Below are 13,705 nucleotides of genomic sequence, written 5' to 3'. Positions count from 1 at the left end.
GCCCGCAGCCCGCAGCCCGCAGCCCGCAGCCCGCAGCCCGCAGCCCGCAGCCCGCAGCCCGCAGCCCGCAGCCCGCAGCCCGCAGCCCGCAGCCCCGCTGCGTTGCTTTGTCGTAGCCCCGCTAGTCGCCGCGTTGCTTTGTTGCGTGCCTGTGGGGACTCGGGTTTTGTCAGACCCCCTCGCTACTCTCCCCGGCATGGGGGGTGGGGTTTATGGGGCGTAGTCAAGCAATCGGGCGGGGGTTCGATCCGCGGTTCGGGGCGGAGGCGGACGATGCGGGGTGCACGATTCTGCACGTCGACATGGATGCCTTTTTCGCGTCGGTCGAGGTGCGGCGGCGGCCCGAGCTGCGGGGCAGGCCCGTGGTGGTCGGTGGGGCGGGTCCGCGCGGGGTGGTCAGTTCGGCCAGCTACGAAGCGCGCAGATATGGCGTACGCAGTGCTATGCCCGGCGCTCGTGCCCGCGCACTCTGCCCGCAGGCGATTTTCCTGCCCCCGGACTTCTCGGCCTACACGGAGGCGTCGCGCGCCGTCATGGCGATCTTCCGGGACGTGACGCCGCTGGTCGAGCCGCTGTCGCTGGACGAGGCGTTCCTTGACGTCGCCGGTGCTCAGCGGCTGCTCGGGCGCCCCGCCGGGATCGCGCGCGCCATCCGTGAGCGGGTTCTCGCGGAGCAGCGGCTGACCTGCTCGGTCGGGGTCGCGTCCAGCAAGTTCGTGGCCAAGCTCGGCTCCACCCGGGCCAAACCCGACGGCATGATCGTCGTACCGGCCGATCAGGTCCTCGATTTCCTGCACCCGCTGCCCGTCGACGCGCTCTGGGGCGTGGGCGAGAGGGCCGCCGAGCACCTGCACCGGCTCGGCCTCAAGACGGTCGGCGACCTGGCCGGCGCCCCGCTGCGGATGCTGCGCGGGTCGCTCGGCGAAGCCTCCGCCGCCCACCTGCACGAGCTGTCCTGGGGCCGCGACTCCCGCCGCGTCGTGGCCGAGCACGAGGAAAAATCGATCGGCGCCGAGATGACGTACGACATCGACGTCACCGACCCGGCAACCATCCAGCGCAGCCTGCTCGCCCTCGCCGAAAAGGTCGGCGCCCGGCTGCGCGCCGGCGGTCACGTCGGCCGCACGGTGGCGATCAAGATCCGGATGGAGGACTTCCGGACGGTCAGCCGCTCCCGCACCCTGCCCTCGAGCACCGATGTGACGCGCGAGATCTTCGAAACGGTTTGGGCTTTGTTCCGGGTGCTGGCTCCGGCCGAGCCGATCCGCCTCGTGGGCGTCCGGGTCGAGGGCCTCGCCCCCGCGGCGACCACTCCCAGGCAGCTCACGCTGGGAGAACCCGAGCACGGCTGGCGTGACGCGGAGGCCGCGGCGGACGCCGTAGCGGCCCGCTTCGGCCGGTCCATCGTCGGACCTGCCAGTCTTTTGGGACGAACCGATCTTCGCAGAACCGAAAATCACCCGCACTCGACGGTCGTCCCGCTTTCCGACCCGCCAACCCCCTCGTAGACTTGCGGTAAGGCAGCCGGTCGGCTGTCTCGCACCATCGGCCCGCCAGCACTCACGCCGGGGGGCCGGACATGCGCCCGGGGAGGATATGCCGTGCCGCTCTCGGAGCACGAGCAGCGGCTGTTCGATCAGATCGAGCGGTCGCTTGCCGAGGACCCCAAGTTTGCCTCGGCTGTGCGCAACAGTGACCCGCGGTTCCACGCCCGCCGGCGCCTCGTCGTCGCGGTCCTCGTGGGCGTGCTGGGTCTAGCACTGGTTGTCTACGGCACGGTGAGCAAGAGCACGCCGCTAGGCGTGGCAGGCTTCGTCGTGATGCTGGCCGCCGCCGCCTTCGGCGTCCAGAGCCGCCGCAAGGGCCAGGCCCCCGACCTCCACGCGGTCGGCGGCACCGCCACCCGCCGCACCCGCCAACCCCGCCGCGGAGGCTTCCTCGACCGCCTCGAGGACCGCTGGCGCCAACGCCCGGAAGGCCACCGCTAACACCCGCCCCACCGGCGAACCCCGTGGCGGCCCGCACGGCCGCCATCGCCGCACCCGGCTGCCGCCGATCCCGAGCGGCAGCCCAGCGGAGCCCCTAGGAGGCTCCGCTCCTTGCTATGTGCGCCCCCTTCCGGCCGTGCCCCTTCCCGGGACGTCGCTCACGAAGACTTGCCTAGCCGCGCCGGGTGGCGTCGCGTCCCGATGCTGGTGCCGGCTCCGCAGAGTAGGTGGGGTAGTCGGTGTAGCCGCGGGCGCCTCCCACGTACATCAGGTATCGGTTCTGCGGTTGGGTGATGGGCGCTGCGGTCTGCAGGCGGGTGACCAGGTCGGGGTTGGCCAGGAACGGGCGGCCGAGGGCGATCAGGTCTGCCCCGGCGGCCAGTAGCTGCTCGGCGGCGTGCCGGCCGCCGTCCGTGGGGATGCTGCCCTGGGGGAGGAGCGGGTTGGCGATCAGGGCGCCCGGCCAGGCCGCGCGGAGCTGGGCGAAGAGCGGGGATTCCGGGACGGCCAGGGCGATGTGCAGGTAGGCCAGACTTCGTCGGGCCGCCGCTGAGACCAGGTGGGGATAGAGGGCCTCGTCGTCGAGGATGCCGTTGACGGTGTTGCCGGGAGAGATCCGCAGGCCGACGCGGTCCGGACCGATGGCTTCGGTGACCGCGTCCAGGACCTCCAGCACGAACCGGGAGCGGTCGGATCCGTACGCGTCCGTGCGGTGGTTGGTGTTCAAGGCGAGGAACTGGTGCAGCAGGTAGCCGTTGGCGCTGTGGATCTCGACGCCGACGAAGCCTGCCGCGATTGCGCGGGTTGCTGCCGCGGCGAAGTCGTCGATCGTGGTGCGGATGTCCGCGGTGGTCATTTCGCGCGGGGTTACAGCGGGTTCGCGGCCGGTGGGGGTGTGGATCGGGCCGGGGAGGGGGATCGGGGACGGGGCCATGGGCGTCCGGCCGCTGGTTGCGGGGTGGCCGACGCGGCCGCCGTGCTGGAGTTGCAGGAACATGGGGGCGGCGACCGCGCCGGTGACGGTTCTCCAGGCGGCGACCTGGGCGTCGGTGTGGATGCCGGCGGTGTTCGGGTAGGTGCGGCCCGTCAGGGACGGGGTGGCGGCTTCGGCGATGATCAGGCCGGCCGTGGCGCGCTGGGCGTAGTACTGCGCCATCAGCGGGGTGACGGTGCCGTCGGCGGCTGCCCGGTTGCGGGTCATCGGGGCCATGACCAGGCGGTTGGTGAGCGTGGTGGAGCCGAGCGTGAACGGCTGGAAGAGGTCCATGGGGCGTACCGTAAAACGTGACATCAGTGTCAGAATCAAGCATGCGGATTGGTGAGCTGGCCCGGCGGACCGCGGTGAGTGAGCGGTCACTTCGCTACTACGAACAGCAGGGGCTGCTGACCGCGGAGCGTACGCCCGGCGGGCATCGTGAGTATGCCGAGAGCGCCGTCGATCGCGTGGTGCACATTCAGGAGCTCTACACGGCGGGCCTGTGCAGTGGGAAGATCGCGGAATTGCTGCCCTGCATGCGGGACGCCGATGGTGGCCCGGCTGACGTCGCGGACGGGAAGCTGGTGTCCAGTCTGCTAGTGGAGCGTGCCCGGATCGACGGGCAGATCGCGGCGTTGCAGCGTTCCCGGGAAGTGCTCGACGAGGTCATCGAAGCGGCCCGGCCGCTGTAGGAGCGACCGGGCCGTGACGGGCAGGCCCTAGCGGGCGCGGTTGGCCAGCAGGCGGCGGGGGCTGAAGCGGATCAGGACGTCGCGGAGACGGCTGATGCCGGTCATTCCCGTGGTGGAGGCCTCGCCGATGGCCAGCCGCCAGCGCAGCATCACCGAGGGTGGCAGCAGGACCGCGGTGAGGCGGGTGCGGCGGGTGGAGGTTGCCGCGATGCCCTTGCGGACCTGGGCGAGGGCCGTGGTGAGGGCGGCGCCGCGCATGGGCTGGCGGGCGTAGCGGGCTCGTTCCTCGGCGGTGCCCAGCAGGACGGCGGCCTCGGCGGCGGAGGAATTCTGCAGGTCCGCCTCGTGGATCAGGCGCTGGGCCGTGTGCCGCGGGGTCTCCGTCGGGTCGACCTGCACCCGGTAGTCGAGCATCGTGTCGACGAGCTCGTCCCAGGCCGCGTGGGCGTCCTCGCGGGCCTGGACCGCCTCGGTGGTCACGACGACGTCGAGGCTGCCCGGTGGTGCGGGGCCCGCCGAGGCCGCGGCCACGGTCGGGACGGTGGCCTCGTGTCTGCGTTTGCGGACCAGGACCCGGCGCAGGGCGGGGACCAGGAGCAGCGCGATGAGCAGGGCGATGAGCGCGGTGACCAGCACGGCGGTGGTGGAGAAGCCCGAGCCGGTGGCGGCGTCGCCGGTGACGGAGCCGCCCGCGTCGACGTCCTTGCCGGCGCCGGGTGCCGTGCTCGCGTTGGCGGAGCTGGCCGCGCCCGGTGCCGCCGTCGCCGAGGAGCTGGCGCTGGGCGTCTCGACCTGGTCGGTGTCCGGGGCCCAGGCCGAGCGGGAGGAGCCGGCCACGCTCGCCGCCGGGGTGGCGTCGAACGGGATCCAGCCGAAGCCGTCCAGGTAGACCTCGGTCCAGGCGTGGGCGTTGCGGTTGGTCAGGACGTACGCCTTGCCGTCGCGCGTGTCGCCCTTGGTGAAGCCGAAAGCCACCCGCGCCGGGATGCCGGCCTCGCGCGCCATCCAGGCCAGCGACGCGGCGTACTGCTGGCAGTAGCCCGACTTGTCCTTCAGGAAGGCGTCGATGGCCGACACGTCGCCGTTCGGGCCCGCCGCGGTGAGGCTGTACTTGAAGCCGTTCTCCTTGGAGAAGTACTTGTACAGCGCCATGACCTTGTCGTACGGGGTGTCCTTGTTCTTGACCAGCTTCTGCACCAGGGTCTCGACCGTGGGATCGGCGGGGACGGTGGTGAACTGGACGATGTTCGGGTCGTCGCTGGGCAGCTGCTCGGCCTGGCGCAGCTCGTCCGGCGTGTACTTCGCGCGCACGTAGTCGAAGGAATACTTCTTGCCGCGGACGTTGGTCCGGTTGGAGAAGATCACCTGCGAGCTCTGGTCGTACGCCCACGAGCCGTCCAGCCCGTCCATCGTGACCGTGGAGCTGTAGATCGGGGCGAGGGACTGGGTGAAGTCGTTCGTGATCTCGACGTCGGCGTGGTAGCGCTGGTACTCGCCGCCGTCGGTCTTCGGGTTGTCCTGCGGGCTCGTCAGACCGTTCGAGATCGGCCGCCCGGTGGGGGTCCGCGCCTTGAAACCATCCTTGTTGAGCGCGTCGGCCACGCCGAACCGCAGGTAGAACGGGTCGGTCTCGTCCGTGGTGACCTTGACGTAGGGGATTGTCTCGGTCGTGTTGAGGAAGCCGGAGAGCGTGGCGCTCAGGTCGATGCGCCCGTTGCCGGGGCCGCCGCCCGTGCCGCCGCCGCCCGTACCCACCTGGGTGAGCTGGTTGAGCAGGCCGGTGTTGAGGCCCGGGACGATCAGCGGGAGGACGACGGCGGCGGCGACACCGATCACGGCGAGCCGGCGACCGGCTGCGGCGAGCGGGGAGGGCTCCCAGACGTCCACGTCACGCCCGTCGCCGGTGAACCGCCGGCCGAAGCGGCGCACTCGGTCGACGTTGTCGGCGACGAGCAGCCACAGGTAGCCGATCGACGCGACGATGAAGGGGATGACCGGGACGCTGTCGATGTAGACGGCGACCGGCACGGAGTAGATCGCCAGCATCGGCAGGCCGGCCAGCGCGGGACGCCGGGCCACCACGGTCAGCATGTCGACCACGATGGCCACCGCGCCGATGCCGAGCGCCGCGATGAACAGCAGGCCGTCGCGGTTGGGGACCGGTACGCCGTACGCCCGCGTGTCGTTCCCCGCCTCCGAGAACAGCTCGCCGAAGTGGTTGAACGTGGCGGGCGTCGGGATCAGCCCGAGCAGCTCCTCGTGGCTGGGGAAGATCCACGTCAGCGTCAGCAGCAGGACCAGCACCATGCCCGCGGCCTGGGCCCAGGTCGGGAAGCGCAGCGTCCGGGTGAGCACCGCCGCGCCCGCGACCAGCCCGACCGTCAGGATGCACTGCAGCAGCCAGGTCCACGTCTCGAAGATCGCGGAGAGGGGAGCGGCGGCCAGCAGGCTCGCCGCGGCCGCCACCAGCCCGAGTCGTCGTCGGCCGGTCAAAGAGCAACTCCCGTCATCACATGCCCGCCACGGTCTCGGCCATGGCCGCGCGGTAGGCGAATCCCTGCGAGCCTCGCGCGGCGGACGGCCACAGCGCCGCCAGCGAGTCGCCGTGTGCCACCGGCAGCGAGCGCCAGCCGCTGCGGACCATCCCGAGGGACGTCGCGGCGTGCTGGCGGTCGGCGTCCTGCCGGTCGGCGGGTGTCATGTTCACCCAGGTGGAGCTGTCGATGACGAACCCGATGCAGGTCGCGCCGTTGCCGCGCAGCCCGCTGAGCACCTCGGCCTCGGCCGGGGTGAGCGAGCCGAACAGGCCGATCACGAGACCGCCGTCGGAGCGGCGCCGTACGGTCTCGACCAGCGTCGAGATGTCGCCCTCCTGGGTCAGTTTCACGTCGGCGAGGGTGTCGAGCACCGCGCCCTCGCCGCCCATCTCACCGGCGTCGAGGTCGATGTCCGTACCGGTGACCAGGCGCAGTTTGTAACCCGCGTGCCGCAGGTGGACCGCGATGCTGGCGGCCGCCGAGACGGCCCATTCGAAGCTGGCCGTCGGGCCCTCGCCACGATGCGCGTAGAGCCGGGTGTCGAGCACGACCGTCGCCCGCGACTCCCAGGGCTGCTCCTCGCGGCGGACCATGAGCTCGCCGGTGCGGGCGGTCGAGCGCCAGTGCACGCGGCGCAGGTCGTCCCCGCGCCGGTATTCGCGGGTGGCCGCGTCGTCCTCGCCGTGCACCGCCACGGAACGGGCGCGGCTGTCGCCGGTGCCGGCGTATTCCCCGGCGAGGCGCACCGTGGGGAGCGCCACCACCTGCGGGATGACGGTGAGCTTGTCGACGCTCGGGAACGACCGGGTCAGCTCGCAGAGCCCGAACGGGTCGGTCAGCCGGATCACCAGCGGGCCGACCGGGTAACGACCGCGGACGTCGGCGCGCACTGTGTACGCCACCGAGCTCGCCATGTGCGCGCCGAGGCGTTCGAGCACCACGCGGGGACGGCTGCCCAATGCGTACGGCAGACGGTCCTCGAGCAGCAGCGTGCCGGTGGGCAGCCGGGACAGGTTCTGCAGGCGCAGGATCACCCGGGCGCTGGAGCCGACCGGCGCGCGGCCGGGCTCGAGCGACCGGGTGCAGGCCAGCTTGTACCGGCTGCGCCCGACGTAGGCGGCGGCCAGCAGGGGCAGCGCCGCGAGCAGGATCGCGACCCGGAGCAGGTCCTTCTCGCCGAGGATGAACGCCGAGACCGCGGCGGCCATGGCAGCGGCGAGGAACGACCGGCCGCGGGTGGTGAGCCCCCGCATAGCCTCCCGCATGTCAGCGGCCCCGCGACTCGTACTGTGCGCGTCCGTCGCCGTTGGCGCGGGTGTCGTACGGGTTGCGGGCCCGGTCGTGCGGCAACGGGAGCCGGTGCACGATCTCCGAGATGATCGTGTCGGTGGTACGCCGGTTGAGCTGGGCGTCCGCGGTCGGGATGATCCGGTGGGCCATCACCGGGACGGCCAGGGCCTGCAGGTCGTCGGGCAGGACGTAGTCGCGGCCTTCGAGGGCGGCGATCGCCTTGGCCGTGCGCAGCAGCTGCAGCGTCGACCGGGGCGAGGCGCCGAGCCGGATCTCCGGGGCCTCACGGGTCGCGTTGACCAGCGCGATCGCGTACTGCTGGACGGCCTCGGCTGCGTGCACCTCGCGCACGGTGGCGATGAGCCGGCGCACGAGCGAGGCGTCCGCGACCGCGCGCAGGGCGTTCAGCGGGTCGACGGCGCCGTGGCTGTTGAGCATCGCGAGCTCGGCCCGCGGGTCGGGGTAGCCCATCGCGATCCGGGCGGTGAACCGGTCGCGCTGCGCCTCGGGCAGCGGGTAGGTCCCCTCCATCTCGATGGGGTTCTGCGTCGCGATGACCATGAACGGCGCCTGCAGCTCGTACGTGGTGCCGTCGACGGTTACCTGCCGCTCCTCCATGCACTCGAGCAGCGCGGACTGGGTCTTCGGCGAGGCCCGGTTGATCTCGTCACCGACCACCAGGTTCGCGAAGACCGCGCCCGGCTTGAACTCGAAGTCGCGCGTCTCCTGGTTGTAGACGCTCACCCCGGTCACGTCGCTGGGCAGCAGGTCCGGCGTGAACTGGATGCGGCGTACCGAGCAGTCGATGGACCGGGCCAGTGCCTTGGCCAGCATGGTCTTGCCGACGCCGGGCACGTCCTCGATCAGCAGATGACCCTCGGCGAGCATGACGGCGAGCGCCAGTCGCACCGTCGCGCCTTTGCCTTCGATGACGTGTTCGATGTTCGCGATGATGGCGTCGGTCGCGGCACGGAACTCATCGTTCGTCAGCGGTCCGCCGGGTTCATCCCAGGTGGGGGTTGTCACGGGCCTCCTCCATGTCGTTCAAGCTCCTTCCTACGTGGCTACGCCGAAAGGAAACCGAAGGGCTCGCCGCCCGTTACCCCACAGGTTAGCCCGGTCACAGCAACCAGCCGACCCCGCCTTAAACATGAACACGTGACGTAGTCAACTGGACACGCATATCGAATTGGCGACGAACTGGGGCACACCGATACCGGTCGCGAGCGCGGTGGGCGTACGGGTATCATCTGCGCATGGCTTGTGCCTTTCAGCTTCTTAGCTAGCCGCGCGGTCTCCCGAAAGCCGCGTGGCGCCCCCTCATGTGAAGGGGGCTTTTTTGTGTCCAAGAAGCCGAGCCCGAAAAACGCGAACGAGATGGTGACGATGAGCGAGTCCGAGACCGCGGCGGACGTGCCGGCGTTCCGCTACACAGCCGCGATGGCCAACGAGATCGAGCCGCGCTGGCAGCAGTTCTGGGCGGAGAACGGCACTTTCCACGCACCGAACCCGGCCGGTGACCTGGCCGATCCGTCGCACCCGCGTGCCGGTGCGCCGAAGCTGCACGTGCAGGACATGTTCCCCTACCCGTCGGGCTCCGGCCTGCACGTCGGGCACCCGCTCGGCTACATCGGCACCGACTCCTACACCCGCTTCAAGCGGATGACCGGGTTCAACGTGCTGCACCCGATGGGCTTCGACGCGTTCGGCCTGCCCGCCGAGCAGTACGCCGTGCAGACCGGCACCCACCCGCGCACCACCACCGAGGCGAACGTCGAGCGGTACAGGGGGCAGCTGCGGCGGCTGGGGATGGCGTACGACGAGCGGCGCTCCTTCTCCACCACGGACCCGGAGTACTACCGCTGGACCCAGTGGATCTTCCTGCAGGTCTTCAACTCGTGGTTCGACCCGGAGCTGCGCAGGGCGCGCCCGATCGCCGAGCTGATCACAGAGTTCGAATCAGGCGCTCGCACCGCCGAGAAGCCGTGGACCGAAATGTCCGGTCTGGAGCGCCGCGAGCTGATCGACGGGTTCCGGCTGGCGTATGTCAGCGAGGCCCCCGTCAACTGGTGCCCCGGCCTGGGCACCGTGCTGGCCAACGAGGAGGTCACGCCGGACGGGCGCAGCGAGCGCGGGAACTTCCCCGTGTTCAAGCGGTCGCTGAGGCAGTGGAAGATGCGGATCACCGCGTACGGCGACCGCCTGGTCGAGGATCTGGACGTGCTGGACTGGCCCGAGCCGGTCAAGCAGATGCAGCGGTTCTGGATCGGCCGCTCGCGCGGTGCGCACGTCGGCTTCCCGATGGACGGCGACGACACCGTCCAGGTGTTCACCACGCGCCCCGACACACTGTTCGGCGCGACCTACATGGTGCTGGCCCCGGAGCACGACCTGGTCGACACCGTCGTCCCGGGCGCATGGCCGGCGGGCACCAAGGACGTGTGGACCGGTGGGCATGCGACGCCCGAGGCGGCCGTCGCCGCGTACCGTGCTCAGGCCGCGGCCAAGACCGAGGAGGAGCGCACCGCCGAGGGCAAGGTCAAGACCGGCGTCTTCACCGGCGCGTACGCGACGAACCCCGTCAACGGCGCCAAGGTGCCCGTGTTCATCGCCGACTACGTGCTGGCCGGGTACGGCACCGGCGCGATCATGGCGGTCCCCGGTCACGACGAGCGGGACTGGGACTTCGCGCAGACCTTCGACCTGCCGATCATCCGCACCATCGAGACCCCCGCGGACCACGAGGGCGTTTTCACCGGTGAAGGCGCGGCGATCAACAGCGAGTTCCTGAACGGACTGGGAGTGGCCGACGCCAAGGCCACGATGATCAGCTGGCTGGAGGAGCAGGGCCACGGCAAGGGCGCCACGACCTACCGGCTGCGCGACTGGCTGTTCAGCCGGCAGCGCTACTGGGGCGAGCCGTTCCCGATCGTCTACGACGAGACCGGCCTGCCGATCGCCGTGCCCGAGTCCATGCTGCCCGTCGAGCTGCCCGACGTCGACGACTTCTCCCCGCGTACGTTCGACCCGAACGACGCCGAGAGCGAGCCGGAGACGCCGCTGAGCCGCAAGAAAGACTGGGTGCAGGTCGAGCTGGACCTGGGCGACGGGCTGAAGACGTACACCCGCGAGACCAACACCATGCCGCAGTGGGCCGGCTCCTGCTGGTACGAGCTGCGCTACCTGGACCCCGCCAACAGCGACAAGCTGGTCGACCCGGCGAACGAGGCCTACTGGATGGGCCCGCGCGGCGAGGGCGACCCGGGCGGCGTTGACCTGTACGTCGGCGGTGTCGAGCACGCCGTCCTGCACCTGCTGTACGCCCGATTCTGGCACAAGGTGCTGTTCGACCTGGGTCACGTGTCCTCGTTCGAGCCGTTCCGCAAGCTGTACAACCAGGGCTACATCCAGGCGTACGCGTTCCGTGACGCACGCGGCTTCCCCGTCGAGGCGAGCGAGGTCGTCGAGCGCGACGGCAAGTGGTTCCACGGTGACGAGGAGGTCGCCCGGGAGTACGGCAAGATGGGCAAGTCGCTGCGCAACGTCGTCACCCCGGACGAGATGGCGGAGCAGTACGGCGCCGACACGTTCCGGGTCTACGAGATGGCGATGGGCCCGCTGGACGCCTCCCGCCCCTGGGACACTCGCGCGGTCATCGGCTCGCAGCGCTTCCTGCAGCGCGCCTACCGCCTGGTCGTCGACGAGGACAGCGGCGCCATCCGGGTGGGCGACACCGAGCTGGACGCCAAGACCCGCCGCGTGCTGCACCGCGTCATCGACGGCGTCCGCGGCGACATGGAGGAGCTGCGCTTCAACACCGCCATCGCCAAGCTGATCGAGCTGACCAACGCGCTGACCCCGCTGCCTGCGGTGTCCCGCGAGGCCGTCGAGCCGCTGGTCCTGATGATGAGCCCGTTCGCCCCGCACCTGGCCGAGGAGCTGTGGCGCAAACTGGGCCACGACGACACCCTGGCCTACGCCGACTTCCCGGTCGCCGACCCGGCCCAGCTGGTCGCCGAGTCGATCACCTACCCGGTGCAGGTCAACGGCAAGGTCAAGGGCAGAGTCGAGGTCGCACCGGACACGACCGAGGATGTCGTACGCGCGGCAGCCCTGGACGCCGTGGCCGACATCCTGGCCGGTCGCGAACCCCGCAAGGTGATCGTGGTCAAGGGCAAGCTGGTCAGCGTCGTCGTCTGATTTGTCCCAACTGGTAGAAAGGGTCCGCGGCTGCGGGCCCTTTCTGCTGCACAATGCCGTGGTGCCTGACGTGATGCCACTGACCCCGCTGACCTCGCCGCTCGACGCCACGGTGCGCCCGCCCGGCTCCAAGAGCATCACCAACCGCGCCCTCATCTGCGCGGCCCTCGCCCCGGGCACGTCGACCCTGACCGGCGCCCTCTTCGCCGACGACACCCAGGCGATGATGGGCGCGGTGACCGCCCTCGGCGCCGGCATCAACCAAGATCCGGATAACCGTACGCTCACAGTGGCCGGAATCGATCCCTCAACCGCGACGACCGCGGGCCTGATCGACGCCCGCCAGTCCGGCACCACGTCCCGCTTCATCCTCCCCGCCGCTGCGCTGCTCAACGCCCGCACCATCGTCGACGGCACCCCCCAGCTCCGAGCCCGCCCGTTCGGCCCGATCCTGGACGCCCTCCGCGAGGTCGGCGCCCAGATCGAGGAGCTAGGCGAGCCCGGCTACCTGCCCGCCGCCGTCCACGGCCCCCTCCACGGCGGCAACGTCCCGGTCAGCGGCCACATCTCCAGCCAGTTCCTGTCCGGCCTCCTGATGGCCGCCCCCTTGATGCGCGACGGCCTCTCCGTCACCCTGACCTCACCCCTGGTCTCCGTCCCGTACGTCGAGATGACCAAAGCCGTGATGATCGCCTTCGGCGCCCAGGTCACCGACCTGAACGTCGCAGCCGGCGCCTACACCCCCACCACCTACGCGATCGAACCCGACGCCAGCGCCGCCTCCTACTTCCTGGGCGCCGCCGCAGTCGCAGGCGGCCGCATCACCATCGACGGCCTGGGCACAGCCAGCCTCCAGGGCGACGTAGCCTTCGCCGACATCCTCGAACGCATGGGCGCCACCGTCACCCGCACCCCCACCTCCCTGACGGTGACCTCAGCCGGCCACCTGCACGGAGTGGACGTCAACATGGCCGACATCTCGGACACAGCGCAAACCCTTGCCGCGGTAGCGGTCTACGCCGACTCCCCAACCCGCGTCCAAGGCATCGGCTTCATCCGCGGCAAGGAAACGAACCGGGTCGCCGCAGTGGTCACCGAACTCCGCCGCGCCGGCATCGACGCCACCGAAGACGAAGACGGCTTCACCATCAACCCAGGAACCCCCCGCCCCACCCGCTTCGCCACCTACGAAGACCACCGCATGGCCATGAGCCTCTCCCTCCTCGGCCTCCGCACCCCCGGCATCGAAATCGAAAACCCCACCTGCGTCGCCAAGACCTACCCCACCTACTTCACCGACCTGGCCGCCCTGACCTGACCCCGCCTGCCGCGCGCTGCCTGCCGCCCACTGCCTGCCGCCCACTGCCTGCCGCGCGCTGCCTGCCGCGCGCTGCCTGTGGCCTGCTGCTCGCCGGTTGCCTGCTTGCCTGCCGCTCCGGCCGGCTTACTCCTCACGTTCCGCGAGCAGGTCGGTTCTCACGGTGACGCGCGCGAAAGTTATATGTCATCGGCGAAAAAATGATGTTCCGCATTTGACAGCCGCTGTCGCAGAACGTTGCACCAGACCCGCCCTTGGCGCACCATCTGACCACCCGCAAAGGCCCTAGTCACGGCAGCCTCACCATGCGTCAATCCTGGCAGCCCCGTCGCGCGGTCGGCTGAGCTGTCGCCCGGTCGGTTGAACTGTTGCCCGTCGCCGGGCTGGCTGACCCGTCGCCCGGCTGGCTGACCTGACTGCGCTGGCTGACCTGACTGTGCGGGCTGACCTGACTGTGCGGGCTGACCCGACTGTGCGCGGCTGACTCTGGGGCGGGGAGGGAGTCTCGCTGCTGGCTGAGCCGTCCTCTGGGCGGTCTCGGGAATGTGTTCGGCCCACAGCCTGGTGGCTGCGGGCCGAGGTGAATCGCGAGATCGAGAGTTGCGCCGGAATTAGACCCGAGCCGGGCACCAGGGCAATGGCCCGAGCGCCAGAGTCAGGGCCGGACAGCCAGCGCCGGGCGGCCAGGGCCAAACGCCAGAGCC

At 70.5% G+C, this 13,705-nt stretch carries 9 protein-coding genes; 5 read left to right on the top strand and 4 right to left on the bottom strand.

The window, feature by feature from the left end; genetic code table 11:
* Positions 1-212 precede the first annotated feature (212 nt).
* Positions 213-1,508, top strand: a complete 1,296-nt coding sequence (locus Ahu01nite_RS02530; protein ID WP_203834714.1) for a DNA polymerase IV — start codon at positions 213-215, stop codon at positions 1,506-1,508.
* A gap of 93 nt (positions 1,509-1,601) precedes the next feature.
* Positions 1,602-1,988, top strand: a complete 387-nt coding sequence (locus tag Ahu01nite_RS02525; RefSeq protein ID WP_203834713.1) for an SCO2097 family morphological protein — start codon at positions 1,602-1,604, stop codon at positions 1,986-1,988.
* A 172-nt stretch (positions 1,989-2,160) separates the two neighbouring features.
* On the opposite strand, the gene Ahu01nite_RS02520 is transcribed toward Ahu01nite_RS02525, so the two are convergent.
* On the bottom strand, positions 2,161-3,255 hold the full coding sequence (locus tag Ahu01nite_RS02520) for an alkene reductase (RefSeq protein WP_203834712.1): 1,095 nt from the start codon (positions 3,253-3,255) through the stop codon (positions 2,161-2,163).
* A gap of 41 nt (positions 3,256-3,296) precedes the next feature.
* Between Ahu01nite_RS02520 and Ahu01nite_RS02515 the strand changes: the two genes are divergently transcribed.
* Positions 3,297-3,656 (top strand): MerR family transcriptional regulator, encoded by a 360-nt coding sequence (locus Ahu01nite_RS02515; protein ID WP_203834711.1) that lies wholly within the window; start codon positions 3,297-3,299, stop codon positions 3,654-3,656.
* 27 nt (positions 3,657-3,683) lie between these two features.
* Here Ahu01nite_RS02515 and Ahu01nite_RS02510 read toward each other — a convergent pair whose 3' ends face one another.
* Genes Ahu01nite_RS02510 through Ahu01nite_RS02500 form a run of 3 tightly spaced genes read right to left on the bottom strand, consistent with a single transcriptional unit; the run spans position 3,684 to position 8,509 of the window.
* Positions 3,684-6,149 carry a transglutaminase TgpA family protein gene (locus Ahu01nite_RS02510; protein ID WP_203834710.1) on the bottom strand — a complete coding sequence of 822 codons (2,466 nt, stop codon included), beginning with the start codon at positions 6,147-6,149 and terminating at the stop codon, positions 3,684-3,686.
* A 16-nt stretch (positions 6,150-6,165) separates the two neighbouring features.
* On the bottom strand, positions 6,166-7,458 hold the full coding sequence (locus Ahu01nite_RS02505) for a DUF58 domain-containing protein (protein WP_203834709.1): 1,293 nt from the start codon (positions 7,456-7,458) through the stop codon (positions 6,166-6,168).
* A 1-nt stretch (position 7,459) separates the two neighbouring features.
* Entirely contained in the window at positions 7,460-8,509 is a 1,050-nt protein-coding gene (locus Ahu01nite_RS02500) for an AAA family ATPase (protein WP_203834708.1), read from the bottom strand.
* A 360-nt stretch (positions 8,510-8,869) separates the two neighbouring features.
* On the opposite strand from Ahu01nite_RS02500, the gene leuS reads away from it, so the two are divergent.
* Together leuS and aroA are read left to right on the top strand one after the other, a co-directional pair.
* Positions 8,870-11,683, top strand: a complete 2,814-nt coding sequence (gene leuS, locus Ahu01nite_RS02495) for a leucine--tRNA ligase (RefSeq protein ID WP_203834707.1) — start codon at positions 8,870-8,872, stop codon at positions 11,681-11,683.
* Positions 11,684-11,744: 61 nt separating this feature from the next.
* Positions 11,745-13,001, top strand: coding sequence for a 3-phosphoshikimate 1-carboxyvinyltransferase (gene aroA, locus Ahu01nite_RS02490; protein WP_239158570.1), 1,257 nt, complete (start codon positions 11,745-11,747; stop codon positions 12,999-13,001).
* Positions 13,002-13,705 lie beyond the last annotated feature (704 nt).

Source organism: Winogradskya humida (assembly GCF_016862215.1).
Lineage (GTDB): Bacteria > Actinomycetota > Actinomycetes > Mycobacteriales > Micromonosporaceae > Actinoplanes > Actinoplanes humidus.
This window is presented reverse-complemented; position numbering and strand designations above follow the sequence as displayed.

Bases quoted from the DNA above. Each gene is read 5' to 3' on its own strand.
- Ahu01nite_RS02530 (WP_203834714.1), top strand. From the start codon at position 213: ATGGGGCGTAGTCAAGCAATCGGGCGGGGGTTCGATCCGCGGTTCGGG.
- Ahu01nite_RS02520 (WP_203834712.1), bottom strand. From the start codon at position 3,255: ATGGACCTCTTCCAGCCGTTCACGCTCGGCTCCACCACGCTCACCAAC.
- Ahu01nite_RS02515 (WP_203834711.1), top strand. From the start codon at position 3,297: ATGCGGATTGGTGAGCTGGCCCGGCGGACCGCGGTGAGTGAGCGGTCA.
- Ahu01nite_RS02505 (WP_203834709.1), bottom strand. From the start codon at position 7,458: ATGCGGGAGGCTATGCGGGGGCTCACCACCCGCGGCCGGTCGTTCCTC.
- leuS (WP_203834707.1), top strand. From the start codon at position 8,870: ATGAGCGAGTCCGAGACCGCGGCGGACGTGCCGGCGTTCCGCTACACA.